Genomic DNA, 25,146 nt, shown 5'->3' on the forward strand with positions numbered 1-25,146 from the left:
GTCAGGCTAGACCACGATCCCGTCCGCCGATAGCCCGGTCGAAAATGGTCAAGCCGGATCCCCCTCGATCCAGCGCCTGAACAAGGTATGGGCGATGGCGAAGGGCGGCGGCGCCTCGAACGGAGCCCCGGCCTCGCCGGCCAGCGCGGCGGCGACGCCGGCTTTGTCCACCCAGATCGCGGCCTCGAGCTCGGTAAGGTCGAGGGTCACCTCGTCGGTCGCGGCATCGGCGAGACAGGCGATCATCAGCGATCCCGGAAAGGGCCAGGGCTGGCTTGCGACGTATCGGATGTTGGCGACCGGCAGCGACGCCTCCTCCATCAGCTCGCGCGCCACCGCTTCCTCGATCGATTCGCCAGGCTCGACGAATCCGGCCAGCGCCGAATAGCGCCCCGCCGGATATTGCGGCTGCCGAGCCACCAGCACCTTCCCCTCATGCTCGGCGAGCATGATCACGACCGGATCGACGCGCGGGAAATGCTCGGCCCCGCACCCGCCGCAGCGGCGCCCCCAGCCCGCCCGGAAAGGCGCCGTCGGCGAACCGCAGATGCCGCAGAAACCGTGACGGTTGTGCCATTCGTTGAGGCTGCGCGCGGCGCCCCAGATCGCGGCGTCGCGCGGGCTCATCTGCGCCAGCGCCCGGAACACGCCCCAGGCGCCCCGGCCGATCGCCTCGGTACGGACGAGCGGCGCGAACAATGGGGAGCCGCCTTCCAGGCCGAGGAAGATATGCTCATCCTCCAGCGCGGCGATCTCCGACCAGAGGAGGCGCCCCTCTTCGTCGAGGACGGGATCCAGGTCGGCGAGGGCAAGCAGGCGGGCTCCGGCCTGGAGGGCGAGCGAGCGCAATTTCTCCGGATCGAGCCTCAGAAGGTCGGCCCGGTCTATGCCGGCGCCGGTGAAGCCGGGATGGGTCACGGGAGGGCTCCTCTCTCTTCCAGCCGGGTCATGCCTTCACTCCGCCGCCGCCCGCGTCACCTCGGCAACGCCCATCGGGAGCTGGGGGGCCGATCGCCACGCGGCGCCGCGGAAAGCGAGCTTGGCGAAAAGTGTCGGCAGCCCCGCTTCCTCGATACGGGCTATCGGCTGCCAGATGCCCTCCAGGCGGCTGTCGGTATGGCCACAGAGGAGCTTCATCTCGAGCGTGAAATGGGTGAAGACATGGCTGACAGATCCGGCGTCGTGCCAATCGACGTCCGCCGGCGGCGTAACGGTGGGCAAAGCGAGCATCCCGCCGAGCAGGCCCTTCGCGGGCCGGCGGACCAGGAACACGTCGCCCTCCCGCTCGAGCCAATAGGCGGTTCCGGTCCGGTGCGGGCGCGCCGCCTTGGCGGCCTTCACCGGATAGCGGGCCGGATCGCCTTCCCGGCAGCCGGCACAGAAGGCGGCGACCGGGCAGCGCGCGCAATCGGGGCCGCGCGGCAGGCAGATGGTCTGGCCGAGCTCCATCACCGCCTGGATGAAATCGCCGGCGCCTCGATCGGGGGTGAGCCGGTCGGCGAGGGTCTTGAGGCGCGGCCGGGCCGCGGGCAGCGGCTCCGCCACGGCGAACAGCCGCGCGACGACCCGCTCGACATTGGCATCCACGGCGACGGCGCGGCGCCCGAAGGCGATCGCCGCGACCGCCGCCGCGGTATAGGCGCCGATACCGGGAAGGGTCCGCAGACGCGCTTCATCGTCCGGAAAGCGGCCGCCATGCTCCGCCACCACGGCACGGGCGCAGGCGAGCAGGTTGCGGGCCCGGGCATAATAACCGAGCCCAGCCCAGGCTGCCATCACGTCGCCGTCATCGGCGGCGGCGAGCGCCTCGACGGTCGGCCAGCGCGCCGAGAAGGCCTCGAAATAGGGTCGGGCATGGGCGATCGTGGTTTGCTGGAGCATGACTTCCGACAGCCAGACCCGATAGGGATCGGCCGCCTCGTCGGCCTTCGCCCTCCACGGCAGAGGCCTCTTATCCACAGCATACCAACACAAAAGCGCCTGGGAGGCATCGACGGGCATGGCCAGCCTATGCCATGCTTGCCGCAAGGGTGGAACAAGGCTCCTATGGTGGCGAAAGCGGGCGGAACGCGGAGGAAGGAAGCGGCAGAGCCGGCGCGGTCGCGGCGCATGCGCCCGGTTGCGGAGCTGCTCCCGGAAGTCGGCGGCGCCGCCTTCCGCCGGTTCGGCTTCGTCCAGTCCTCGATCGTCAGCCGCTGGCGCGAAATCGTCGGGGAACGTTACGCCCGCGTCTCTTCCCCGGAATCGATCCGCTTCCCGCCAGGCCGCAAGAGCGAGGGCGTGCTCACCTTGCTGGTCGAGGGCGCGCACGCCCCGATGATGCAGCATGTCGCGCCGGCGATTGTCGAGCGGGTCAACCGCTTCTTCGGCTATCAGGCCGTCGAGCGGCTGAGCTTCCGGCAAGGAATCGTTCAGGCTGAGAAGGCAAGGTCGCGACGGGCGCCGGCTCCGGTTCGGCCGCTGCCGGCGGAGCTGGGCGACTCGCTCCGGGAAGTGGCCGATCCGGAGCTTCGCGCCTGTCTGGAATCGCTTGCGCATGGCCTCGCCTCCGGCGAAGGGGCGCCGGTCGTGACGACGATCCCGGTCGTCGGCAGAATTGGTGGAGACAGAAAGAAATGAGATCATCGCTCGGCACCGGCGCGGTCGCGCTGGCCCTTCTCCTCTCCGGCTGCGGCGGCAGCGACGATGGCGCCAGTCTGAACGCCGCGGCCGCCAACAGCAGCGCGCCGCTCACCCAGATCGCGGCGCCGAACAATGGCGACTGGACCCAGATCGTCTCCGAAACCCCCGAGGGCGGCTTCCGCGTCGGCAATCCCGACGCGCCGGTGAAGCTGGTCGAATATGCCTCGATCACCTGCCCGCATTGCGGCGACTTCTCCGCGAACGCGGCCGAGCCGCTGATGAATACCTATGTCCGCAGCGGCCAGGTCAGCTGGGAATATCGCCCCTTCATGCTGTTCCCGTCCGATCCGGCCATCTTCATGTTGCTGCGCTGCCAGGGCCCGACCCCGTTCTTCACGCTCACCGAGCAGCTCTATGCCGCCCATGACGACTGGCTGAACCGGCTCCAGACGCTGCCGCCGGAGCAGGCGCAACAGCTCCAGTCGATGGCACCGACCGATCAGGCTCGGGCGATCATCCAGGCGACCGGCCTCGACCAGTTCTTCCGCCAGCGCGGCATGCCCGAGGCGCGGATCAACGCCTGCCTCGCCGACAACAGCCAGCTCGAGCGCCTCGCCCAGATCACCCGCGAGGGCAGCGAGCAGCACGGCGTCACCGGAACCCCGAGCTTCTTCATCAACGGCGAGAAGCTCGATGTGGGCGACTGGGCGGGGCTGCAGCCGCGGCTGCGCGCCGCGATCGGCGGCTAGATGAAGGCCCGGTTCCTGACCGCGGCGGCGGCGGCGGCGGCGGTGGCCGCGCTGGCCATCGCCGCGGGAGCCGCCCCGGCGCAGGAGGCGCCGCGGCCGGCGCAGCGGGACTGGACCGCCAATGTGGTCGCGACCCCCGAGGGCGGCATCCGGATCGGAAATCCGGAAGCCCGCGTGAAGGTGATCGAATATCTGTCCTTCGTCTGCCCGCATTGCGCGCATTTCGCGGAGGAAGGCACGCCCGCCCTCCTCCGCGACCATGTCCGCACCGGGCGGGTCAGCCTTGAGGTCCGCAACTACATCCTGAACGGCACCGACGTGGCGGCGACGATGCTCGCCCGCTGCGCGACGCCCGCCAACTATCTCCGCTTCGGCGATCGATTGCTCTCGACCCAAAGCCAGTGGGTGGGTCGCGTCCAGGCGATCCCGCCGGCGCAGCGCCAGGAGATGATGGCGATGTCCGTCCCGGACCGGCTGACCCGCATCGCCGAGACGGGCGGCTTGATCGAGACGGCTGCCCGGTTCGGCCTGCCGGCGGCGCAGGCCCGCCGCTGCCTCGCCGATACGGCGGCGTTCAACCGGCTGGGCGAGATCCGGCAGGCGGCGGCGGCACTCGGCGTCCAGGGAACGCCGACCTTCCTGATCAATGGCGCCGTCCAGGAGGTGAACGACTGGCCGTCGATCCAGCAGCGTATCCGCCAAGCCGGCGGCTAGGGACAGGAGCGGTGCCGACCCGGTGCAGGTAAAGCGTCTCAAGCTCTCCGGTTTCAAGAGCTTCGTCGAGCCGGCGGAGCTCAGGATCGAGCCCGGCCTGACCGGCGTGGTCGGGCCGAACGGCTGCGGCAAATCGAATGTGCTGGAGGCGATACGCTGGGTGATGGGCGAATCCTCGCCCAAGTCGATGCGCGGCGCCGGCATGGACGACGTCATTTTCGCCGGCACCGCGACCCGGCCGCCGCGCGAGTTCGCGGAAGTGACTATGCTGGTCGACCGGCCGGCGAGCGAGGTCAGCGGCGATACCGCCATCGCCCCCGCCGGCGACGTCGAGATCACCCGCCGCATCGAGCGCGGTGCCGGCTCCGCCTATCGTCTCAACGGGCGTGACGTCCGCGCCAAGGACGTGGCCTTGCTGTTCGCCGACGCCGCCACCGGCGCGCATAGCCCCGCTCTGGTCAGCCAGGGCCGGATCAGCGCGGTGATCGCCGCCAAGCCGACCGAGCGCCGCCTGCTGCTCGAGGAAGCGGCCGGCGTCTCCGGGCTCCATGTCCGGCGCAAGGATGCCGAGCAGAAGCTGCGCGCGGCCGAGGCCAACCTCACCCGCATCGACGAGATGCTCTCCGACATGGAGCAGCGCGGCGCGGCGCTGAAGCGGCAGGCGCGCGCCGCCGAGCGCTACCGCAAGCTCTCCGACCAGATCCGGATCGCCGAGGGGCGGCTGATCTTCGCGCGCTGGAAGGAGGCGGCCGAGGCGGCCGAGGCGGCGAAGCAAGAGGCGCACAAGGCCGAGGCGGCGGTCGAGACCGCGGCGGAGGCGCAGCGCGCCGCCGCGGCCTGGCAGACCCAGGCGGCGACCGAGCTGGCCGACAAGCGCAGGGCAGCCGAGGCGGCACGGGAGCGGGCGTCGGAGCTCGGCCACCGGCTGGCGGCACTCAAGGCCGAGCGCGACACCGTGAAGCGGCGGATCGGCGAGCTGGCCGAGCGGCAGCGGACCTTTGCCGCCGACCGCACCCGGGAGGAAGCGCTCCGCGCCGATGCGGCAGAGGCGCTGGGGCGGCTGGAGGCGGAGCTGACCGAGATCGCCGCCCGCCTGGCCGATGTCGACAGCCGGCGCGGTGCGATCGAGGGCCGCACCGTCGCCTTGGAGGATGCGTGGCGCGAAGCCGAGACGGCGCTCGCGCAGGTGCGGGCCGTGCAGGCCGCCGAGCAGGCCGAGGCGCGGGTCGCCCAGGCGGCGCTCGAAGCGGCGCGGCAGAAGGTCGCCCGGGCGGAGGCCGAAGCCGCGCGTATCGCCGAGCAGATGCGAGGGCTCGGGGACGAGCAGCCGCTGCTCGACGCGCTGGCGGCGGCGCGTCGGCGGCGCGAGCAGGCCGAGGAAAGGCTCGAGCAGGCGGGCGAGGCGATCGGCGCCGCCGAATCGGCACGCCAGCATGCCGCCGCCGACCGCGACCGGGCCGAGAGCGAGGCCGCCGGCGCTCGGGCCGCGCTGGCGGCGCTCCAGTCGGAGGCGAAGGCGCTGGTCAAGGCGCTGGAGAGCGCCGGCGGCGACCGGGCGATCAACCATATCAAGGCCGAAGCGGGGTTCGAGCGGGCGCTGGCGGCGGCGCTCGGCGATGATCTCGACGCCGAACTGGGCGGCTCCGGGGCCCGCCGCTGGACCGGCGCCGAGTCCGGCAAGGACGATCCGGCGCTGCCGCCCGGCTGCACCAGGCTCGCCGACCATGTGTCGGCCCCTGCCGCTTTGCGGCGGCGGCTGGAGCAGGTCGGCGTCGTCGAGAACGACGACGGGACGATCGCGCTCGCCGTCGGGCAGCGACTCGTCACCGTCGACGGTCAGCTGCGCAGATGGGACGGCTACGTCGCCAGCGGATTGGGCGCCGCCGCCGCCGAACGGCTGATCCGGGTGAACCGGCTCGCCGATCTCGAGCGGGCGCTGCCGGCCTCTTCCGTCGCGGTCGAAGATGCCGAGCGGCGCAGCCAGGGGGCGCGGTCGGCGATGGACCAGGCGCGCGACGCGGCCGAGGCGGCACGGCGCGCCCAGACCGAGGCGTCTTCCGCGATCCGCGAGGCGGCGCGCGAGGAGGACAGCGCGACGGTCGAGATGGAGCGTCTCGAGCTTCGGCGTACCGGCCTTGCCGAACGCGAGCAGCAGGCGCAGGCCGATCTGGCGGAGGCGAGGGCGGAGCTCGACGCCGCGCAGGCCGCCGCGGCCGGCCTCCCGGATCCTTCGGCCACCGCGTCGCGGGTGGCCGCACTGGCGCAGGCGGCGGAACGCGCCCAGCAGGCGCTCGCCGAGGTGCGGGCGGAGGCGGCGACCTTTGCCCGCTCTGTGGCCGCCGACCGCCAGCGCGCCGAGGCCGCGGCGAAGGAGCAGGAGGATTGGCGCGCTCGCGCCGCCCGTGCGGACGAACGCAATGACGAGTTTGGCCGGCGCATCGCCGAGGCCGAGGCGGAGGCGGAGCGCCTCGCCGACGCACCCGGGAATCTGGAGCGCCAGCTGGCCGCGCTCACCGAGGATTCGATCGCGGCTTCCGAGGGTGCCCAGGCGGCCGCCGCGCACGAGCGGGCCGGCGAGGACAGGCTTCGCGAGACCGAGCGCAAGCTCGCCGAGGTCGCCGAGATCCTGGCATCGGCGCGCGAGGCCCGCGCCGGCGCCGTCGCCCGCGCCGAGAATCAGGAGAGCCGGCGCATCGAGATGGGGCGGATCTCCGGCGAGAAGTTCCAGTGCCCGCCGCCGCTGCTGCCGGAGAAGGTCGGCTTCGACGCCGGCACGATCGGCGAGGCGGCCGCCGAGTCCGCGACCCTAGACCGCCAGACGCAGGAACGGGAGCGGATCGGGCCGGTCAATCTCGTCGCCGAGACCGAGCTGGCGGAGCTCGAGGAGAGCCGCACCGCTTCCCAGACCGAACGCGAGGAACTGGGTCAGGCGATCCATCGGCTGCGCGGGTCGATCGGCAGCCTCAACCGCGAAGGCCGCGCAAGGCTGCTCACCGCCTTCGAGGAGGTCGACCGCCATTTCCGAAGCCTGTTCACCACCCTGTTCGAAGGGGGGCAGGCCCATCTCGAGCTCGTCGAATCGGACGATCCTCTGGAAGCGGGCCTCGAGATCATGGCGCAGCCGCCGGGCAAGCGCCTGTCCACCCTCACCTTGCTTTCGGGCGGCGAGCAGGCGCTGACCGCAGTCGCGCTCATCTTCGCCATCTTCCTCACCAATCCGGCGCCGATCTGCGTCCTCGACGAAGTCGACGCGCCCTTGGACGATGCCAATATCGAGCGTTTCTGCGACCTGCTCGACCGGATGACGGGCGAGACCGAGACCCGCTATCTGATCGTCACCCACAATGCGGTGACGATGAGCCGCATGCACCGGCTGTTCGGCGTCACCATGGTCGAGAAAGGTGTCAGCCGCCTGGTCAGCGTGGACCTGGGCGGGGCCGAGAGGCTGTTGGCGGCCGAATGAGCCGGCCGGCCTTGCGGCGGACGTCCTTCCCGATCTCAGGCCTGGCCTACTCGATCTGATTGCCGCGCGCCGAAGCCCGCATCAGGATCATTGGGCATTCCCCCCGTCCGCCGGATGGCTGCCGGTGGCGCCGCCGTCCGTAGCCGGCGATAGACCGGTGGCGGTGGCGAGCGTGTTGCCGCCCATGCCGGGATCGCCGGCGGTCCCCGGCGAGGGCGCGGCGGGCTGAAACCCGTTGCCCAGCGCTTCCTCGGCCTCGGTTGTCTCGGTCTGGCCGCCGCCGCCGCAAGCGCCGACCAGAAACGCGGCCGCAATGGCCGGAACGAGCATGATCCGCATGATATCCTCCTCAGTTGCAGCCACCGAACGGCGGGCGGGCCGGCGCGTTCCGGTGCGGGCCGGACCGACAAACGGGGCTTGTCGTGGTTCCGCTCGCCCTCGAGATGGAGGGCGATTAGGAGAAAGCATGGACACGATCGACCGCGCCGGCCGCTTCGTCCCGCCGCACCCGCCACGCCCGTCGGGTCCCGTGCCGGTCTGGCGCGGCTTCGTCGGGGAGCGGGCGAGGACGGCCGTCTACGGCTGGTCCGAAAGGGCTTTCACTCTGCCCTATTTCAAGCGCCGGGTCTTCGGCCACGACGTCCACATCCCGCTCGATCCCGATTTGGTCCAGCACGTGCTGCTCGACAATGCCGCCAATTATGTGAAGCCGGATCTGGTCAAGAAGCTGATCGTGCCGACGATCGGGCGCGGCCTGCTGAGCTCGGACGGGCCGCTTTGGCGCGAGCAGCGGCGGATCGTCGCGGCCAGCTTCGCACCGGCGGCGGTCGATATGCTCGTGCCGGTGTTCGCGAATGCCGTCCGGACCTCCTCCTTGGGCTGGAGCCGGCAGGGCGGCATCGTCGACATGGCCGCCGCTTCGACCGCCACGACGATGCGGGTGATTGCCGACAGCCTCTTCGCCGGCGATCCGCGGCTGACCAGCGAAGCCGCCATGGCGCATATCGCGGCGGCGCTCGACGGCGTCAGCGAAGCGCGGCTGCAGGTGCTGCTCGGGCTTCCGCTGATCCCATGGAGCCGGCGCGGCCTGGCCGGACGGCGCGGGCAGATCTATCTGAGGCGCACGCTCGCCGAGGTCGTCGACGACCGAATCGGCAAGGACGGCGAGGACTTCCTCAGCAAGCTGATCCGCGCGCTCGAGGCGCGCTTCGCGCCGGGGGAGGCGCGCGAGCTCGCGATCGACAATGCCGCCACTTTCTATCTCGCCGGCCACGAGACCACCGCCAATGCGCTGACCTGGACGCTGTTCCTGCTCGCCGAGCAGCCCGATCTGCAGGAGGAGGCCGCCGCCGAGGCGCGAGCGGCGCTGTCGGCAGGCGAAGAGGGAATCGTCGATCGCCTCGCTTTGGTCCGCCGCATCCTCGAGGAATCGATGCGGCTCTATCCGCCGGTGCCGCGGTTCGATCGCCAGGCGGTGGCGGCGGACCGGCTCGGGGACCATGATGTCGCGCCCGGCGACTTCGTCTCGATCTGGCCCTGGCTGATCCATCGCCACAAGCGCCTGTGGGACGAGCCGGACGCCTTCATCGCCGACCGCTGGCAGGACGGCGCCGCCGAGCGGCACCGCTTCCAGTATCTGCCTTTCGGCGGGGGTCCGCGGGTCTGCGTCGGCGCCCGCTTCGCGACGACGGAGGCGCTGGTGATCCTGGCCGGCTGGCTGGCGGACTGGCGCTTCGATCCCGTCCCGGGGCGGGAGGTGCGGGCCTCCGGAATGGTGACGCTTCGGCCGGCCGGCGGACTGCCGCTGAACGTGTCGGAGCGGCGCTGAGAACCGGGCCCGGCTTCAGGGCACGGCCGCCCTTCGGACGATGACGGCGTCTCGCGCCGGAGCCGGCTTGCCTCAGCCCCGCTTGTCGCGGCCAATGTCGACCGCACCGATCTTGCGGCCCGCCGCGCTGTCGCGGATCAGGGTCTCGAGGCGGCGAAGCCGCGTCTCCGGCTTCTTGGCGCTGGTGATCCAGTGCAGCGCGACCTTGCGGTAGGAGGGCGGGCGGCGCTCCCAGTCGGACCAGGCGGATTCGTTGCGGCGGAACGTCTCGGTCTCCTCGGGAGTGAGGTCCTTCGCCTCATTCTCATAGGCGTAGACGTTTCTCCTGCCCCGATTCTCCTCGAACGCGCGGATCCCTGCCGGCGTCATCCGACCGTCCGCCTTCAGCGCCTCGTAGCGTTCGAGATTGACCTCGCTCCAGGTGCTGCCCTTGCGGCGCGGCGTGAAGCGGATGGTGTAGCTGTCCTCTCCCAGCGATTTGCGGACGCCGTCGATCCAGCCGAAGCACAGCGCCTGGTCGCGCGCCTGCGGCCAGTCGATCGACGGCTTGCCACTCGCCTTCTTCCAGAAGCCGACGAGCAGCTCGCTCTCCCGTTCGTGGCTTTCGGCGAGCCGGCGGCGGAAATCCGCCTCGGTGGCGAAATAGACAGGGTCCGGCCCCGCCACGGCTCACTCCGCCGGCTGCGGCACCGGCCGGGCGCGGCGCCGGCGCTTCAGCTGGGACCGCCAGCCGCGGCTGCGCCACCACATGACGATACCGGTCACCGACAGGATCGCCGGGATGATGCCGCCCGCGAAGATGATGGTCTGCCAGAGCGCCCCCATGCCATTGCCGTCGTGCCAGCGCCGCATCAGCCGGGCCGTCGTCTCCGGCCGCGGCGGTCGGGGGGGACTCACTTCCCGCGTCGCATCGCCGACCTCGACCTCGGCGGGTCCGCCTTCGCGCTGGAACGCGATCTTCCATTCGGCCGACTGGTCGGTGGGCCAGGTGACGGCGGCGAGCGGCCCGGTCGCGTGCGGCTGGGCCAGCGCGAGCGCGCCGTCGGCGTCCAGCGCGGTACGTTCGAGCGGCCGGGCCCGCATCGCCCGAATCCGATCGGCACCCCCGCCCCCGCTCTTGGGCTGCGAGGCTTCGAAGCGGCCGAAAAACTGCGGGAACGAGATCCAGGCGCCGGTGAAGGAGAGCATCGCCAGCGGCAGCAGGATCCAGAAGCCGAACTGATGATGGAGATTGGCGTTGGTCGAATTCTGCCTTTTCCAGCGGAAGCCGCGGCGGACGCTCCCAGTGACCGGCCACCACAGCCAGAGGCCGGTGAGGCAGGAGACCAGCATCGCGACCCCGACCCAGCCGACGATCTGCCGCCCCGCGCCCGGCACCATCAGGCTGCCATGGAGGACGTGCAGGACCTGGACTGCGCCGCCATTGCTCGCGGCGACGTCGAGCACGCGCGCATCGGCGGGATCGAGCCAGACATTGGTGCGCACCGGGCGCCCGCCTCCCGGTTGCGGCGGGCGCGACGCGCTGACCATGATCGGCCCCTCTCCTTCCGGGAAGCGGATGCTCGCCACCCGCTCGCCCGGACCGATCGCGCGCTGGGCCGCCGCGGCGTAGGCGGAGGGCGGCAGGGCGACCGGCCCCGAGACCGCATAGCGACCGGGATTCAGGGTCTCGTCGAGCCAATCGTGCCAGACCAGCGCCGAACCCGTCACCGAGATCGGGACGATCAGGATCGCGAGCAGCAGCCCGATCCATTTGTGGATCTGGAGCCAGAGGCGGCGAAGCCGGAGCGTGGTCGTTTGCGCCATTCTGTTCTTCCTACGTGTCCGCCCAGCGGCGGAGAAGGTTGTGATAGATTCCGGTGAGGCGGATCACCTCCCGGTCGTCATGGCCCTGAGCGGCGGCGATCGCCTGGATGGACCGGTCGAGATCGAACAGAATCGTGCGGGCGGCATCGTCGCGCACCATCGACTGGACCCAGAAGAAGGAAGCCAGCCGCTCCCCGCGCGTCACCGGCTCGACGCGGTGAAGGCTCGAGGCGGGGTAGAGCAGGAGATGGCCCGCCGGCAGCTTGGCCGCGTGGACGCCGAGATTGTCCTCGACGACGAGCTCCCCGCCCTCATAGGCATCCGGCTCCTCGAGAAAGAGGGTGGCGGACAGGTCGCTGCGGACTCGAAACTCGCTGCTGCGGTGGATCCGCACGGCATTGTCGACATGGGTGCCGAACGTCTCGCCGACGCCGTAGCGATTGAACAAAGGCGGGAAGATCTTCAGCGGCAGCGCGCCGGCGATGAACAGGGGTGACCGCCCGAGCGCATCGAGGACGAGCCGCGCGGCCTCCCGCGCGGCCGCGCTCTCTTCGGCGAGTTGCCGGTTGTGCTTGGCGAGCGCGGACTGGTGGCCGGAAGTGGCATTGCCGTCGATCCATTCGCCCGCGTCGATGACGGCGCGGACGCGCGCCACCCCTTCCTTGTCGAGCAGGTCGGGGACGGCGAGCATCATCGTACGAAAGCCTCCGGGAGAAGTGTCCCCTCCCTGCACGCGGGGAGAGGCCGGGGATGGGTGCTTAACCGGAACGGCGCGATCTGTGGAGACATACCCACCCTAGCCCCTCCCCGCGCGCGGGGAGGGATGGTCAGAAGCTGTAGAACAGGCTCAGCACCGCCGAGCGTCCCTCACCGGGAACCGCCCACCCGCCGGTAATCGCCCCGCTGCCGGCGTTCACGTTGTTGCGCACGCCGGTGAAATAATTCTCGTCGGTGAAATTCTGGATGTTGAGCTGCGCGGTGAGTCCGTTGCCGAACGTGTAGGCGAGGAAGGCGCGATGGATCAGATAGTCCTCGGCGAAATATTGCGTCCGCTGGAGCAGGTTGCGCTGATGGGTCGCGAAGCGGCCCTGATAGGTCAGGCCGTAGCCGATCTCGAGGCCGAAGGGCAGGCGATAGGTGGTGAACAGGCTGCCGGAGTGGCGCGGCGTCTGGATCAGACGGTCGCCAGCCTGGGGATCCGGGATGGCGTCGCTGTTGGCGCACCCGGCGCTGCCCGGATTGGCGAGGCAGAAGTCGGAGACGCTCTGCCTGACCTCGCTGTCGAGATAGGTATAATTGGCGAAGATCGACCATTCCGGGGTGATGTAGCCGCTGGCGCCGAGGGCGATGCCGTCGACCCTGGCACGGCCGTCGAGCACCTGCGGATCGGGAATCCCGGGCTCGTTCGAAGGCACGCGGAAATTGGTGCGGTCGTTGCGGAAGATGGCAAGGGTGAGCTGGAGTCGGCGTTCGAGCAGGTCGGCCTTGGCGCCGATCTCGTAGGTCCGGGCCGTCTCCGGCGCGACGTCGCAGAAATCGACCAGAGTCGCGCCCGATCCGCTGGTGCAGCCGGCCCGCACGCTCGCCGAGGAAGGCGTGCGCGAATTGCCGAATGCGGCATAGAGGCTGGAATAGGGAGTCGGCTTGAACACGGCGCCGACGCGGTAGGAGAAGAGGGTTTCCTCGCTGCGCCTCGGCCGAAGGTCGGCATCGGTCGGCGGCGTCGTGCCCGGAGGATAAGAGGGTAACGGCAACACCCGGAAATCGCTCTCCGCGCGCTCGAGGCGGACACCGCCGTTCAGCTCGAACTGCTCTCCGATCTCGAGGGTGTCGAAGGCGTAGATGGCGCCGTTCCAGGTCTCGCTGCGCGAGCGCGCGGTCACCGTATAGTTGATCGGGCCCGTATAGATACCCGACGGATTGGAGATGCTCTCGATCGGCAGGGTGAGCGTGGAGCCGTCCGGGTTGCGCGGCAACGACGCGCTTTCGATCCGGTAATCCTCCCAGGTAAGGGAGCCGCCGACGACGAGCGTGTTGCGAAGCCCGCTGCCGGTCGAGACGATGCGCAGGTCGGTCTGGTTGTGGATCAGCTGGTTTTCCTGGTCGCGCACCAGCCCGCGCGGACCGGATGGGCGCCAGAATCCCGGTGCGACGCCGTCGGCGCAGGGCAATCCCTGCGTGTCCGTGGCATTGGCGGCCACCGGCTGGCGCCCGGTGGTGGAGAGGCAGAAGCTCCCCTGGGGGGCGCTGGTCTGGCTGTACTGGCCGACCCGCTGCCAGCGGGTGAGGTTGCGGATCGAGACGCTGGGCGAGATTTCGTGCCGGAAGGTCGCCGTCAGCCGGTCGACGACGATGTCCTGGAGGTCGAGGTTGCGATACCCGAAATAGTCGCTCGAATCCGCTTCCTCGAGGGGCCCGTCGTTGATCTGGCTGAGATAATAGGGAACGCCGTAGACTGGCGTGTTGTCGTCCTCCTGATGGACATAGGCCAGGGTCAGGCTGGTCCGGCTGCCGATGCCGAGGGTGACCGCCGGCGCGACGCCCCACCGCTCGAACGCCTCGAAATCGCGGCCGGGATAGTCGTTGCGGTGGATCATCGCGTTGAGCCGGACCGCGACGAGGTCGGAGACGCGATGGTTGGTGTCGACGGTGGCACGGTAATAGTCGTCGGTGCCGATCGCGGCGTTGAGGATGGTCAGCGACTCTGACTGCGGCACTTTCGAGACGAGGTTGATCGTGCCGCCGACCGAACCCGATCCGTTGAAGACCGAATTGGCGCCGTTATAGACCTCGATCTGCTGCAGGTTGAACGGGTCGGTTCGGCTGTACTGGGCGCTGTCGCGCACGCCGTCGACCGTGATGTCGTTGCTGGCGCTGTAGCCGCGCAGGTTGATCGAATCGCCATATCCGCCGCCGCCCTCGCCGGCACCGAAGGTGATGCCCGGGACGATCGCCAGAGTGTCGCGCAGGGTGAGCAGGTTCTGCCGGCGGATGGTCTGGTCGCTGATCACGGTCACCGCCTGGGGCGTATCGAGCAGGGGCGCCGTCGCCTTGGGCGATTCGAGCACTTCCGGCGCCGCCGTCCCGGTGACGAGGATGTCGGATTCGCTGCGCTGCACGTCGCTCTGATAGTCCTCCGCCAGAGCGGGCGAGGAGATGAAGCCGACGCAGCTCAGGGCTGCGAACATGGGTGAGGCTAGGCCCGGACGGCCGGTATGATTCACGATGGTCCCCTTTGCTCCGCCAGCATTCTGGCCGGGGACCGCTATTGCAATTCATTCTCAATAGTGTCAAGAGAGTTGCGAATGGATCGCATCGATGGGCGGCTTCCTCCCCGTTGCCCGCCCATCCGCGCCGGCGTGGCGGCAGCCCAAGGCCACGCCGGCGCTCTTGCTGCGCGGCGCAGGGCGTTTCTCCTGAAGGACGTGAGTCGAGCGCGGCGCTGCCGCGCTGCTGTCTAGAGGTCGGCGGTGTAAGCGTCGCAGGCGGCCGGATTCGCGCCGCGATAGCCGCGCAGGAGCGCCTCCTGGCGCTGCGCCGAGCTGCCGTGGGTGAAGCTCTCCGGCACGACGCGGCCCTGCCCCGCGCGCTGGAGGGCGTCGTCGCCGATCGCCGCCGCGGCGTTCATTCCCTCCTCGAGATCGCCTTCCTCCATCAGGTTGCGGTCATTGGCGGCCCAGACGCCGGCGAGGCAGTCGGCCTGGAGCTCGACACCGACCTGGACGCGGTTGGCGGCGGCCTCGCTGGCCCCGCTCTGGCGTCGTCGCGCCGCATCGAGCGTGCCGGTCAGGTTCTGGATGTGGTGCCCGACTTCGTGGGCGATGACATAGGCCTGGGCGAAGTCCCCGGCGGCGCCATATTGGCTGCTCAGCTCCTGGAAGAAGGTCGCGTCGAGATAGATGCGCTGGTCCGAGGGACAGTAAAAGGGCCCCATCGCCGACTGGGCGACCCCGCAGCCGGAGCGGTCGGTCCGGGCGTAGAAGACCAGGGTGGTCGGCTGGTATTGCGCGCCCTGCGCGCCGAACAGGTCGGTCCATCGGCGCTCGGTCGAGCCGAGCACGCGAAGCACCATGTCCCGGGTCTGCGGATCGACGGTGGAGGCGGCCTCGGGCGAGCCCTCCCGCGCCGGCTGGAAGCCGCCCGCCCCGGTGCCGCCATCACCTCCGCCGCCGACCATGGTCAGCGCGCAATAGCCGAGCAGGAGCACGAGCAGGCCGACGATCCCGAACCGGTTGAGCACCAGCCCGGCGATCAGGCCGAACGCCCCGCCGCCGCCGCCGCCGAAACCGCGGAAACCGCCGCGGCCGCTTCTATCCTCGAAGTTGCCGCTGGGCCGTTCGTCGCCGAGGCGCATGGATTCCTCCCTGTTTCGCGAAAGACAATGCTCGGGCCGTAACGAAGTTGCGGACCGCCGCGCGCCGGGCAAGTCCCGATCGCACGGCCCTGGGTCTGGAAAGGGTCAAGATCCTGAATCGATTGGGAAGGGCGGAGAGGCCCGAGAGCGGTTGCATTCCTTCCTGGGAGCCGCGAAGGGAGCTTCGGATCAAGTTGAAAGGCCATTCATGCTGCTCGAAGGCAAGACCGCGCTCGTCACCGGCTCCACCTCCGGCATCGGCCTCGCCGTCGCCCGCGGGCTAGCCGCCGAGGGTGCCAAGGTGATGCTCAACGGCTTCGGCGACGCCGGCGCGATCGAGGCGACCCGGGCAGACATCGAATCGCTCGGCGTCGCCGTCGGCTTCGACGGCGCCGATCTCACCCAGCCCGAGGCGATCGAGCGGCTGGTGCGGCGCACCGCCGACACGCTCGGGCCGATCGACATATTGGTGAACAATGCCGGCATGCAGCATGTCGCGCCGGTCGACCAGTTCCCGGTCGAGAAATGGAACCAGATCCTGGCGCTCAACCTGACCGCGGCGTTCCACACCATCCGCCTCGCGCTGCCCGACATGAAGGCGCGCGGCTGGGGCCGAATCATCAACACCGCCTCGGCGCACAGCCTGGTGGCGAGCCCGAACAAGTCCGCCTATGTTGCGGCCAAGCATGGCATTGCCGGCCTCACCAAGACGGTGGCGCTCGAGGTCGCCCAGGCCGGGATCACCGTCAATTGCATCAGCCCCGGCTATGTCTGGACGCCGTTGGTCGAGAACCAGATTCCCGACACGATGCGCGCCCGCGGCCTCACCCGGGAAGCCGTGATGAACGACGTCCTGCTCGCCGCGCAGCCGACCAAGCAGTTCGTCACCGTCGACCAGGTCGCCGCGCTCGCCTTGTTCCTTTGCCGAGACGAAGCCGCCGCGATCACCGGCGCGAACCTGTCGATGGACGGCGGCTGGACCGCGCAATAGCGGGTGCCACCGGGTCAGTAATTCCCCCAAGAGGTGCGGGCGAGGGGCAGAGTGAGCTGCCGCCCGACCCTCTCGAGCGCGGCCCGGACCTCCGGCCGCTGGCGCAAAGCGTTCAAGTGCTGGATGGGAAAACTTCCCCGGAAAGGGCCGCGACTGAGTTCATAGTCCTGGAGCGCGAGGATCGCGCTGGACGGAGCGTCGCTGTCGAGGCGCCTTACCATCTCCGCCGCTGCCGCATCCACGTCGCCGCTGCAGAGATAGGCAAGGACCAAGGCCGACGGATTGACGTCGCGCCCGGCACGCATCACCTCGAGGCGTCCGCCCGCTTCCTCGCGGCGGCCAAGCTGCGCGAGTGCGCAGATGACTGTCGACGAGACCCACATGCGGCCATATTCGCTGGCATAGACCGCCGCCTCCGGCTCGAGCGTAGCGGCGTGCGCGAGCGCGCCTTCCGGATCGCCCGTCTCCTCCAGAATCTCCAGATAGTTGATATTCTGGCTGATGAGGGAAGGCTCCTCGCTGAGCGGCAGCGTAATGAGCGCCTCCATGAGTGCCCGCCCCTCCTGCGAACGCCCGAGTGCGATCAGCGCATAAGCCGCTTCGTTGATCAACCAGGGGCCGTCTTCGCCGGAACGCGCGGTCCCGGCGACATCCTCGAGAAAGGGCTGGATGAGGGTCAGGGCCTCTTCGTCGCGCCCGACGCTGCGTAGAAATTGAGCGCGCCTGAGGACCCATTTCGGCTCGTCCGGCGCGGCCTCATACCCCCCCAGGGTCTCGGCGTCCTCCTGCTCGAGCAATCGGGCGAGCAGCGCCAGCCGATCCTCTCCCGGAGCGAGCACGGGATCGTAGCGCCGCTGGACGATCATCGGCAGCAGGAACGCCGTCGACGACATGGTCTGGGCATATCCCGAAGCGGCAGCCGCGTCGCCGCGTTGCAGACCGTCCTCGACCAGGATCGAGCTGATCATATCCGCGGTGTGGCGATCGCCGCCGCCCGGCCAACCGGTGCGATGGAGCGCAGTGGCGAGCCGCACGCGCAGGTCATTGCGGCCGTCCTGCTTGAGCTGGCGGAGGACTCCGCGACCGGTCTGGCGGGGCAGTAATGCATTCAGCTCGCCGCGGGCTACCCCCGGCACCTGGCGGCTGGCCGTTTCGAGCAGGACGACGAAGCGAGCAAAGTCGGCCGTCGCGAGCGTGGCGTAAAAGGCGTCAGCATAATCTTCGGGTCGGGAGGAACGGCGCGCGGTCATGGCATCGACGATCCGGCCGATCTCGTCGCGGTGCTGGAGCGTCGCGAGCGCGGTCAGCCGCGTGCCCTCGAGGTACGGGATCACTTCGGTGCGATCGCCGCTCGCCGCCTCGATCCGATCGAGATGGAGGAGCACCTCGCGGGCATAATCCCCGTCTTCGGCCAGCCGGTCGCCGTCGAGTTGGGTGATGGCGACCACCGCTTCCCGCAGCGCCTCCTCCGGCGGCAGGACGGGACCGGACGCCACCGCGCCGACCGGCACGGCTTCGGCAAGCGCCAGAGCCAGCAGGGCGATCTCGAATGCGCGCTTCATGGGCCTTCCCACGATGTTCGGTCGATTTCCCGGCGCTCCGCCGTCCTCAGCGGCTCTCGAGCTCGGAGATATGGAGCTGGCCGGGCTCGAGGCTGGCGCTGCCATAGGTGCCGATCCAGATCTCGTAGCGGCCGCTCTGCGGACTGTTGAAGCGCAGCGACGGATTGAGCCCCCGCTCGCCGCCGTCATCGTCGCAATACCAGGAGCCGTCCGGCCCGTTCACCACCAGGGTGGTGTCGGCGCTCGCGTCGACCGAGATGATGAGCGGCAGGCTGCCGGCCGTATAGTTGAGTCGAACGTCCGGCGCGTTGGAGATGAAGCCGGCGCAGGAGCTGCTGAGATTGGCGGCGTTGAGCTCCCCGCCCGACCGGACGGCGATCACCCGCGGATCGTTGGCGAAGCCCGCCTCGAGATTGAGCGTGCCGTAATTGGGCGCCGCGTTGAAGTCCTGTGCGGCGGCGGGAAGGACGGCCAGCGCGCACACGGCGCCGGCAAGGAACTTGCTGAATTTCGACATGGATGCCCCCTGTAGAGCGGCCCTTCGGGCCGACTCATGCGCTTGTGCACCATTCGCAGCGCGGCCGAAAGACACGAATGCCGTCAGGTCCGGCGCCGGCCCGGCGATGAAGCCTTGCCCCTCCCCCGCCCCTCGGCTTAGCTGACGGCATGTTCTCCACCTTCGCCGCTGCCCTGATCGCCGCCTGCTCGGCCGGACAGGGCGCGTCCCCCGGTGCCGGCCCACCCGATCTCGCCGCCTGCTTGCCCGCCGGCACGCGATGGCGGGCGGTGGCGACCGAAGACGACCGTCGCCGGATGCGGCGCTGGCGCGACGCCTGGGGCGAGGCGCTCGAGCAGGCGCGAGCGGCGGGCCACAGTGAGGCGATCGCTGGCGAGGGCGCGCTGCTCGAGCCGGACGCGGCGTTGGTCGGCCCTGCCATCCCGCCCGGCGACTATGACTGCCGCACGATCAAGCTCGGAACGCCATCGAGCGAACTCGACCCCTTCGTCGCCTATCCGCGCTTCCGCTGCCGGATCGCCGGGGAAGGCGACCGCGTCACCTTCGCGAAGCTGGACGGGTCGCAGCGGCCGATCGGCCGGCTGTTCCCCGATTTCGACCGGCGGCTGGTCTTCCTCGGCACCCTCCAGCTCGGCGACGAAAGACGTTCGCACGAATATGGTGCCGACCGCGAGCGCGACATGGCGGGGTCGCTCGAGCGTATCGGCGACCGGCGCTGGCGGCTGGTCTTCCCCTATCCGCGCTTCGAATCGCTCGTCGACGTGATCGAGCTTGTCCCGGCCGGCGCCGCAAACTGAAGAAGGGTTTTGATGAAGAGACGAACTTTGGCACTGTGGGTCATGGCCTCTTTCCTGTCCACGACCTCGCCCGCTCTCGCCCAGGATCTCGGCGCCGGCATTCGCCAGGACATGCCCGAGCTAATGAATCTCTACCGCGACCTCCACCAGCATCCCGAGCTCAGCATGCAGGAGACTCGGTCCGCCGGCCTGCTCGCCGAGGAGGCGCGGCGGCTCGGCTTCGAGGTGACGTCGGGGGTCGGCGGCACCGGGGTGGTCGCGGTGCTGCGCAACGGCGACGGGCCAGTGGTGATGCTGCGCGCCGACATGGATGCGCTCCCCGTCGAGGAGCAGACCGGCCTCCCCTTCGCCAGCCGCGCGCGCGGCACCAGCCTCGCCGGCATCGAGAGCGGGATCATGCATGCCTGCGGCCACGACACCCATATGGCCGCCTGGGTGGGCACGGCGCGGCGGATGGTGGCGATGCGCGAGCGCTGGTCCGGGACCCTGGTGATGGTCGGCCAGCCGGGCGAGGAGATCGGCCAGGGCGCCCTGGCCATGATCAATGACGGCCTGTTCACCCGCTTTCCCAAGCCCGATTACGCCATCGCCTTCCACGATTCGGCCGGCCTCCCCGCCGGCACGATCGGCTATTCGGTCGGCCCGGCGCTCGCCAATGTCGACTCGGTCGACGTCACCGTCCATGGCGTCGGCGGCCACGGCGCCTATCCGCACACCACGCGCGACCCGATCGTGCTCGGCAGCCGGATCGTGACGACCCTGCAGACCCTGATCAGCCGCGAGCTGAACCCGCTCGATTCGGCGGTGGTGACGGTCGGCAGCTTCCAGAGCGGGACCAAGCACAACATCATCTCGGACGAGGCCAAGCTGCTGATCACGGTGCGCAGCTACACGCCCGAGATCCGCACCCAGTTGCTCGACGGCATCCGCCGCGTCGTCCGCGGCGAGGCGATCGCGGCCGGGATGCCCGACGACCGCATGCCCGAAATCGCGATCCGGGAGACCGATTTCACCCCGGCGACGATCAACAGCGACCGCCTGACCGAGAGCACCGCAGCGCTCTTCCGCCAGCATTTCGGCGAGGAGCGGGTGCGCCAGGTACCGCCGGTCATGGCCGGGGAGGATTTCTCCCGCTACCGGCTCGCAGACCCGAGCATCGAAAGCCTGATCTTCTGGGTCGGCGGCGTCCCGCAGGACCGCTGGCAGGAAGCGGGCGGCGATCCGCAGCGCCTGCCCTCGCTCCACAGTCCGTTCTGGGCGCCGGAAGCCGATGCGGTCATCTCGACCGCGACCGAGGCGATGGTGGTGGCGGCCTTGGGCGCATTCGGCCAGCCCGCGCAGCCTTAAGCCCCTCCCCTTGATGGGGAGGGCCTGAATTGATCACGGTGAGGCGCTCCCCGGCGGGGGCAGGCTTGGCTCCTCGTTCGAGTGCCGGCGGAACAGCGCCCGGTCTTCTCGGGTGAAGCCCTTCTTCCAGACGACGAAGCCGAAGGCGAGCAGGATGAGCGGGACGCCGAGGGCGAGTTCCGCCCATTCGAACGCCTGGGGCAGCATGGTGAAGCCGAAGCCGACGACGACCGCGGCCGCGCCTGCCCAGACGAGCGACCAGCGCCAGCCCTGCACCGGCGCGCCGAGAATGCGGCAGAGCAGGTTCGCCTTGAGCACCGAGGCCAGGCCCAGGGCCAGCATCAGCCCGATCGCCGCGCCCGCCGCCTGGAAGGCTTGGCGCCTTTCGGGATCGGCCGGCCATTCGGCCGCCCGCAGCGCGAGGATGATGGCGACGGTCAGCACCGCCTGGGTGGCGAGCATGAGCATCGAGATGAGCAGGTTGCGGTGGCGGGCGACATAGACCAACGCGGCTTCCGAGACCGCGGCAGTGGCCGCGACCACCTCGGCGGCGAGCAGGAAGGCCAGCGCGGCGGTTCCGCCGACGAACGCCGGACCGACCAGGCCCATCACCGCCTCGCCGGGTATGCCGAGCGACAGGCCGATCGCGGCCTGGGCGGCGATGATCCAGAAGCCGACTTGGCGGACCTGGCGGGCGACCGCCGCCTTGTCGCCTTCGCCGAGCTTCTGGGTGATGACCGGCGCCAGGATCGGATCGAAGCTGGTCTTCAGCTTCTGGGGCAGCGAGGCGACCTGCTGCGCGACATAATAGACCCCGACATAATAAGGGGCGACGAACAGGCCGAGAATGGCGATGTCGAGCCGCCGCGATCCCCATTCGATCGCGTCGGCGGCGGCGAGCGGGACATTCTGGCGCGCGACCGCCATCAGCTCGGCGGGATTGGGCCGCCAGCCGGACGGGAGGCCGTAGCTTCGATAGAGCCGCCACAAGGCGGTGAGCAGCCCGGCGACGATGGAGACGACATAGGCGATGATCAGGCCATCGCGCGACGACAGGAAGATGAGCGCGCCGGCGGCGATGCTGATCGTCCACGGCTCGACGATGGCGCGGACATGGACGGTCGAGGCGACGTCGTGGCGATAGGCCAAGGCGGCCAAAGCGACGTCGGCACCGGCGATTCCGAAGATGACCAGGGGCAGCAGCCAGTCCGCGCCGTGTATCTGGCCGGTCGGGAACATGAGCTGGGGGAAGACCATCAGCACCGCGCTCGCCGCGGCGGAGGCGATGAACGCGGCGAGCAGGCCGTCGGCGACGACGCAGGCATGGGGCCGCTCGGCATGAGCGAGCTGCTGGGCGAGGCCGCGCTTCAGCCCGAGCGTCGCCAGCTGGGCGGCGAGCTCGATCACGATGATCGCATAGGCGAAGCGGCCGAGCAGCTCCGGCCCGTAATAGCGCCCGGCGATGAACAGGAAGGGCAGACGAGCGACGAGCCGGAGCAGGAAACCGAAGAAGTTGGTCCGGCCGCCCTTGGCGAGGGCGGCGATGTCGTCGCCCGGCCCGGGGCCGGCCTGGGTCAATGCGCGGCGCCCCAGTTCTGACCGAAGCCGATTTCGACGCCGAGCGGGACGCTGAGCTCGACCGCCGGCTCGGCGGCGCCCTCCATCACCCGCCGGATGACCGCGGCCGCCTGCTCGGCCTCGGCTTCGGGCACCTCGAAGACGAGCTCGTCATGGACCTGGAGAAGCATGCGCACGCCGGTGAGGCCCTCCGCCTCAAGCGCGGGATAGATACGCGTCATCGCCCGCTTGATGATGTCGGCGGCGGTGCCCTGGATCGGCGCGTTGATCGCGGCCCGCTCCGCCCCCTGGCGCTCGCCCTGCTGGTTGGACTTGATCCGGGGGAAGTGGGTCTTGCGGCCGAACAGGGTGGTGGTGAAGCCGGTCTCGCGCGCGTGGGTGAGCGTGTCGCCGATATAATTGCGGATGCCGGGAAAGCGGTCGAGATAGCGGTCGATGATCGCCTGGGCCTCGTCGGCGGTGACGCCGAGCCGGCCGGCCAGCCCCCAGCGCGAGATGCCGTAGAGGATGGCGAAGTTGATCGTCTTGGCGCTGGCGCGGGTGTCGCGATTGACCTCCCCGAACAGCTCCTCCGCGGTGCGGTTGTGGATGTCCGCACCCTGGCGGAACGCCTCGCGCAGCTGCGGCACGTCGGCGATGTGGGCGGCGAGCCTCAGCTCGATCTGGCTGTAGTCCGCGGACATGACGACATGGCCGGGCTCGGCGATGAAGGCGTCGCGGATCCGCCGGCCGATCTCGGTGCGGATCGGGATGTTCATGAGGTTGGGATCGGTCGAGGCGAGGCGGCCGGTCTGCGCGCCCGACAGGCTGTAGCTTGTATGGACCCGGCCGGTTTCCTTGTTGATCTGCTCCTGGAGCGCGTCGGTATAGGTGCTTTTCAGCTTGGTGAGCTGGCGCCAGTCGAGCACGAGCTGGGCGATCGGCACGCCGTCGCGGGCGAGCCGCTCGAGCTCGGTCACGTCGGTCGACCACGTGCCCGACTTGCCCTTGCGGCCGCCCTTCAGGCCCATCTGGTTGAACAGCACGTCGCCGAGCTGCTGCGGGCTGCCGATGGTGAATTTGCAGCCCGCCTCGCCGCACACGCGCTCCTCGAGGTCGGCGATCTGGACGTTGAACTCCGCCGACAGCGCCTTCAGCGCCTCGCGATCGACCTTGACCCCGTCCCGTTCCATGCGGCCGATCACCTCGACCAGCGGCCGGTCGACCATCTCGTAGACCCGGGTCACCCGTTCGAGCGGGAGGCGATGGCGGAAGCGCTTCCACAGACGCAAGGTGACGTCCGCATCCTCGGCGGCATATTCGGTGGCGCGGTCGATCGTCACCTTGTCGAAGGTGATCTGCTTCTGGCCGGTCCCGCAAAGCTCCTTGTAGGTCAGGCAGTCATGGTCGAGATGCTTCTTGGCGAGATCGTCCATGGCATGGCTGTTGAGCCCGCCGGCATCGAGGTTGAAGCTCATCACCAGGCTGTCGTCATAGGGCGACACCCGGATGCCGCGGCGGTCGAGCACGACCCAGTCGAATTTGAGATTGTGGCCGATCTTGAGGACCGCCGGATCCTCGAGCAGCGGCTTCAGCCTGGCCAGCACCAGTTCGGCGGCGAGCTGGTTCGGCCGCTCGCTGAGGAGATCGTGGCCGCCATGCTCGAGCGGGATGTAGCAGGCCTTGCCGCAGTGGGTGGCCATGCTGATCCCGACCAGCCTGGCGGTGACGCAGTCGCGCCCGTCCGTCTCGGTATCGAAGGCGACGAAGCCCTGGGCGTAAGCCTCGGCGATCCAGCGGTCGAGCGCGGCCTCGTCGGTGACGGTCTCGTAGGCGGATCGGTCGATCTTCGGCTCGGGCCGCACCTCCGCCTGGACCGGGATGTGTGCGGGCGAGGTGGACGCCGGCGCCGCCGCCTGCTTCTGAGCCCCCAGGCGGGCAAGCAGGGTGCGAAAGCCGTGATGCTCGAGGAAATCGCGAAGCGGCTCCTCCGGAATGCCCTGGATCGCCAGCGAGTCGAGCGGCTCGGGCAGCGGCGCGTCGCAGACCAGCCGGACCAGCTCGCGCGACAGCCGCGCCGCGTCGGCATGCTCGATCAGATTCTGCTTGAGCTTGGGCTTCTTGATCTCCTCGACATGGGCGAGGACGTTCTCGACGTCGCCATATTGCTGGATCAGCTGCGAGGCCGTCTTCGGCCCCACGCCGGGCACCCCGGGCACGTTGTCGACGCTGTCGCCCATCAGCGCCAGCACCTCGCCGACCTGCTCCGGCGGGACGCCGAACTTCTCGATCACCTCATCGCGGCCGATGCGGCGGTCGTTCATCGTGTCGAGCATGTCGAGCCCGGGCTCGATCAGCTGCATCAGGTCCTTGTCGGAGGAGACGATGGTGACCTGCCAGCCCTGCTCGAGCGCAGCCTTGGAATAGCAGGCTATGATGTCGTCGGCCTCGAGCCCGTCCTGCTCGATGCAGGGGATGGAGAAGGCGCGGGTGGCGTCGCGGATCAGCGGGAATTGCGGCACCAGCTCGGGCGGCGCCGGCGGCCGGTTCGCCTTGTAGCCATCGTACATCTGGTTGCGGAACGTGCTCTCCGACGCGTCGAGGATGACGGCGAGGTGGGTCGGCCCTTCCGTCTTGTTGAGGCCGTCGGCCAGCTTCCACAGCATCGTCGTATAGCCGTAGACCGCGCCGACATTGAGGCCGTGCTTGTTGGTCAGCGGCGGCAGCCGGTGGAAGGCGCGGAAGATGTAGCTCGAGCCGTCGACGAGATAGAGATGCGGGGAGGACATTGGCGGGATGTAGCCCAACCAGATGTTGAGACAACCGGATTCGGGCACGC

At 69.7% G+C, this 25,146-nt stretch carries 20 protein-coding genes; 8 read left to right on the forward strand and 12 right to left on the reverse strand.

Going from position 1 to position 25,146, the window contains the following annotated elements; translation table 11 throughout:
- Positions 1–48: 48 nt before the first annotated feature.
- Complete coding sequence (gene nudC, locus DDE10_RS13940; RefSeq protein WP_114953385.1) at positions 49–918, reverse strand: NAD(+) diphosphatase; 870 nt, start codon at positions 916–918, stop codon at positions 49–51.
- 36 nt (positions 919–954) lie between these two features.
- The gene (gene mutY / locus DDE10_RS13945; protein WP_114953386.1) at positions 955–2,001 is read right to left on the reverse strand and encodes an A/G-specific adenine glycosylase; all 1,047 of its coding nucleotides are present in this window, start codon (positions 1,999–2,001) and stop codon (positions 955–957) included.
- A 45-nt stretch (positions 2,002–2,046) separates the two neighbouring features.
- Here mutY and DDE10_RS13950 point away from each other — a divergent pair, with 45 nt between their 5' ends.
- The 4 genes from DDE10_RS13950 to smc are packed head-to-tail and all read left to right on the forward strand — an operon-like array spanning position 2,047 to position 7,548.
- Positions 2,047–2,619, forward strand: a complete 573-nt coding sequence (locus tag DDE10_RS13950; protein WP_114953387.1) for a DUF721 domain-containing protein — start codon at positions 2,047–2,049, stop codon at positions 2,617–2,619.
- On the forward strand, positions 2,616–3,371 hold the full coding sequence (locus tag DDE10_RS13955; protein ID WP_114953388.1) for a thioredoxin domain-containing protein: 756 nt from the start codon (positions 2,616–2,618) through the stop codon (positions 3,369–3,371). The genes DDE10_RS13950 and DDE10_RS13955 overlap by 4 nt, the downstream gene beginning before the upstream one ends.
- Entirely contained in the window at positions 3,372–4,085 is a 714-nt protein-coding gene (locus tag DDE10_RS13960) for a DsbA family protein (protein ID WP_114953389.1), read from the forward strand. It abuts the gene before it with no gap.
- 22 nt (positions 4,086–4,107) lie between these two features.
- Entirely contained in the window at positions 4,108–7,548 is a 3,441-nt protein-coding gene (gene smc, locus DDE10_RS13965; protein WP_114953390.1) for a chromosome segregation protein SMC, read from the forward strand.
- Between the two features lie 87 nt (positions 7,549–7,635).
- Here the strand turns inward: smc and DDE10_RS13970 are convergent, their stop codons facing one another.
- Positions 7,636–7,887: a hypothetical protein gene (locus tag DDE10_RS13970; RefSeq protein ID WP_162806616.1), complete on the reverse strand. Its 252-nt coding sequence runs from the start codon at positions 7,885–7,887 to the stop codon at positions 7,636–7,638.
- Between the two features lie 127 nt (positions 7,888–8,014).
- Here DDE10_RS13970 and DDE10_RS13975 point away from each other — a divergent pair, with 127 nt between their 5' ends.
- Entirely contained in the window at positions 8,015–9,376 is a 1,362-nt protein-coding gene (locus DDE10_RS13975; protein WP_162806617.1) for a cytochrome P450, read from the forward strand.
- Between the two features lie 72 nt (positions 9,377–9,448).
- On the opposite strand, the gene DDE10_RS13980 is transcribed toward DDE10_RS13975, so the two are convergent.
- The 5 genes from DDE10_RS13980 to ypfJ all read right to left on the reverse strand — a co-directional run bounded on the left by DDE10_RS13980 (position 9,449) and on the right by ypfJ (position 15,536).
- The gene (locus DDE10_RS13980; protein ID WP_114953393.1) at positions 9,449–10,042 is read right to left on the reverse strand and encodes a YdeI/OmpD-associated family protein; all 594 of its coding nucleotides are present in this window, start codon (positions 10,040–10,042) and stop codon (positions 9,449–9,451) included.
- 3 nt (positions 10,043–10,045) lie between these two features.
- A complete protein-coding gene (locus DDE10_RS13985; RefSeq protein ID WP_114953394.1) occupies positions 10,046–11,182 on the reverse strand; it encodes a PepSY-associated TM helix domain-containing protein in 1,137 nt (378 codons plus the stop codon).
- Positions 11,183–11,192: 10 nt separating this feature from the next.
- Entirely contained in the window at positions 11,193–11,876 is a 684-nt protein-coding gene (locus tag DDE10_RS13990) for a Fe2+-dependent dioxygenase (protein WP_114953395.1), read from the reverse strand.
- A 133-nt stretch (positions 11,877–12,009) separates the two neighbouring features.
- Positions 12,010–14,370, reverse strand: a complete 2,361-nt coding sequence (locus tag DDE10_RS13995; protein WP_114953396.1) for a TonB-dependent receptor — start codon at positions 14,368–14,370, stop codon at positions 12,010–12,012.
- A 269-nt stretch (positions 14,371–14,639) separates the two neighbouring features.
- Positions 14,640–15,536, reverse strand: a complete 897-nt coding sequence (gene ypfJ / locus DDE10_RS14000) for a KPN_02809 family neutral zinc metallopeptidase (protein ID WP_114953397.1) — start codon at positions 15,534–15,536, stop codon at positions 14,640–14,642.
- Positions 15,537–15,744: 208 nt separating this feature from the next.
- Here ypfJ and DDE10_RS14005 point away from each other — a divergent pair, with 208 nt between their 5' ends.
- The gene (locus DDE10_RS14005; RefSeq protein WP_114953398.1) at positions 15,745–16,527 is read left to right on the forward strand and encodes a 3-hydroxybutyrate dehydrogenase; all 783 of its coding nucleotides are present in this window, start codon (positions 15,745–15,747) and stop codon (positions 16,525–16,527) included.
- 14 nt (positions 16,528–16,541) lie between these two features.
- On the opposite strand, the gene DDE10_RS14010 is transcribed toward DDE10_RS14005, so the two are convergent.
- Positions 16,542–18,089 carry a hypothetical protein gene (locus DDE10_RS14010; RefSeq protein ID WP_114953399.1) on the reverse strand — a complete coding sequence of 516 codons (1,548 nt, stop codon included), beginning with the start codon at positions 18,087–18,089 and terminating at the stop codon, positions 16,542–16,544.
- Between the two features lie 46 nt (positions 18,090–18,135).
- Positions 18,136–18,606 carry a peptidase S1 gene (locus DDE10_RS14015; protein ID WP_114953400.1) on the reverse strand — a complete coding sequence of 157 codons (471 nt, stop codon included), beginning with the start codon at positions 18,604–18,606 and terminating at the stop codon, positions 18,136–18,138.
- Between the two features lie 149 nt (positions 18,607–18,755).
- On the opposite strand from DDE10_RS14015, the gene DDE10_RS14020 reads away from it, so the two are divergent.
- The gene (locus DDE10_RS14020) at positions 18,756–19,403 is read left to right on the forward strand and encodes a DUF4893 domain-containing protein (protein ID WP_114953401.1); all 648 of its coding nucleotides are present in this window, start codon (positions 18,756–18,758) and stop codon (positions 19,401–19,403) included.
- A 12-nt stretch (positions 19,404–19,415) separates the two neighbouring features.
- Positions 19,416–20,750 carry an amidohydrolase gene (locus DDE10_RS14025; protein ID WP_114953402.1) on the forward strand — a complete coding sequence of 445 codons (1,335 nt, stop codon included), beginning with the start codon at positions 19,416–19,418 and terminating at the stop codon, positions 20,748–20,750.
- A 33-nt stretch (positions 20,751–20,783) separates the two neighbouring features.
- On the opposite strand, the gene DDE10_RS14030 is transcribed toward DDE10_RS14025, so the two are convergent.
- Together DDE10_RS14030 and polA are read right to left on the reverse strand one after the other, a co-directional pair.
- Positions 20,784–22,328: a lipopolysaccharide biosynthesis protein gene (locus DDE10_RS14030; RefSeq protein ID WP_114953403.1), complete on the reverse strand. Its 1,545-nt coding sequence runs from the start codon at positions 22,326–22,328 to the stop codon at positions 20,784–20,786.
- Positions 22,325–25,096, reverse strand: a complete 2,772-nt coding sequence (polA, locus tag DDE10_RS14035) for a DNA polymerase I (RefSeq protein WP_114953404.1) — start codon at positions 25,094–25,096, stop codon at positions 22,325–22,327. The genes DDE10_RS14030 and polA overlap by 4 nt, the downstream gene beginning before the upstream one ends.
- Positions 25,097–25,146 lie beyond the last annotated feature (50 nt).

The sequence above is a fragment of the Sphingosinicella terrae genome (assembly GCF_003347635.1).
GTDB classification, from domain to species: Bacteria; Pseudomonadota; Alphaproteobacteria; order Sphingomonadales; family Sphingomonadaceae; genus Allosphingosinicella; species Allosphingosinicella terrae.

What these genes read in the sequence shown, in the direction of transcription:
- mutY (WP_114953386.1), bottom strand. Translation starts at nt 2,001, where the DNA reads ATGCCCGTCGATGCCTCCCAGGCGCTTTTGTGTTGGTATGCTGTGGAT.
- DDE10_RS13995 (WP_114953396.1), bottom strand. Translation starts at nt 14,370, where the DNA reads ATGTTCGCAGCCCTGAGCTGCGTCGGCTTCATCTCCTCGCCCGCTCTG.
- DDE10_RS14010 (WP_114953399.1), bottom strand. Translation starts at nt 18,089, where the DNA reads ATGAAGCGCGCATTCGAGATCGCCCTGCTGGCTCTGGCGCTTGCCGAA.
- DDE10_RS13970 (WP_162806616.1), bottom strand. Translation starts at nt 7,887, where the DNA reads ATGCGGATCATGCTCGTTCCGGCCATTGCGGCCGCGTTTCTGGTCGGC.
- DDE10_RS14015 (WP_114953400.1), bottom strand. Translation starts at nt 18,606, where the DNA reads ATGTCGAAATTCAGCAAGTTCCTTGCCGGCGCCGTGTGCGCGCTGGCC.
- DDE10_RS13960 (WP_114953389.1), top strand. Translation starts at nt 3,372, where the DNA reads ATGAAGGCCCGGTTCCTGACCGCGGCGGCGGCGGCGGCGGCGGTGGCC.
- DDE10_RS13955 (WP_114953388.1), top strand. Translation starts at nt 2,616, where the DNA reads ATGAGATCATCGCTCGGCACCGGCGCGGTCGCGCTGGCCCTTCTCCTC.
- DDE10_RS13985 (WP_114953394.1), bottom strand. Translation starts at nt 11,182, where the DNA reads ATGGCGCAAACGACCACGCTCCGGCTTCGCCGCCTCTGGCTCCAGATC.
- DDE10_RS13990 (WP_114953395.1), bottom strand. Translation starts at nt 11,876, where the DNA reads ATGATGCTCGCCGTCCCCGACCTGCTCGACAAGGAAGGGGTGGCGCGC.
- DDE10_RS14020 (WP_114953401.1), top strand. Translation starts at nt 18,756, where the DNA reads ATGTTCTCCACCTTCGCCGCTGCCCTGATCGCCGCCTGCTCGGCCGGA.
- DDE10_RS14025 (WP_114953402.1), top strand. Translation starts at nt 19,416, where the DNA reads ATGAAGAGACGAACTTTGGCACTGTGGGTCATGGCCTCTTTCCTGTCC.
- DDE10_RS13975 (WP_162806617.1), top strand. Translation starts at nt 8,015, where the DNA reads ATGGACACGATCGACCGCGCCGGCCGCTTCGTCCCGCCGCACCCGCCA.
- ypfJ (WP_114953397.1), bottom strand. Translation starts at nt 15,536, where the DNA reads ATGCGCCTCGGCGACGAACGGCCCAGCGGCAACTTCGAGGATAGAAGC.
- polA (WP_114953404.1), bottom strand. Translation starts at nt 25,096, where the DNA reads ATGTCCTCCCCGCATCTCTATCTCGTCGACGGCTCGAGCTACATCTTC.
- DDE10_RS14005 (WP_114953398.1), top strand. Translation starts at nt 15,745, where the DNA reads ATGCTGCTCGAAGGCAAGACCGCGCTCGTCACCGGCTCCACCTCCGGC.
- DDE10_RS13950 (WP_114953387.1), top strand. Translation starts at nt 2,047, where the DNA reads ATGGTGGCGAAAGCGGGCGGAACGCGGAGGAAGGAAGCGGCAGAGCCG.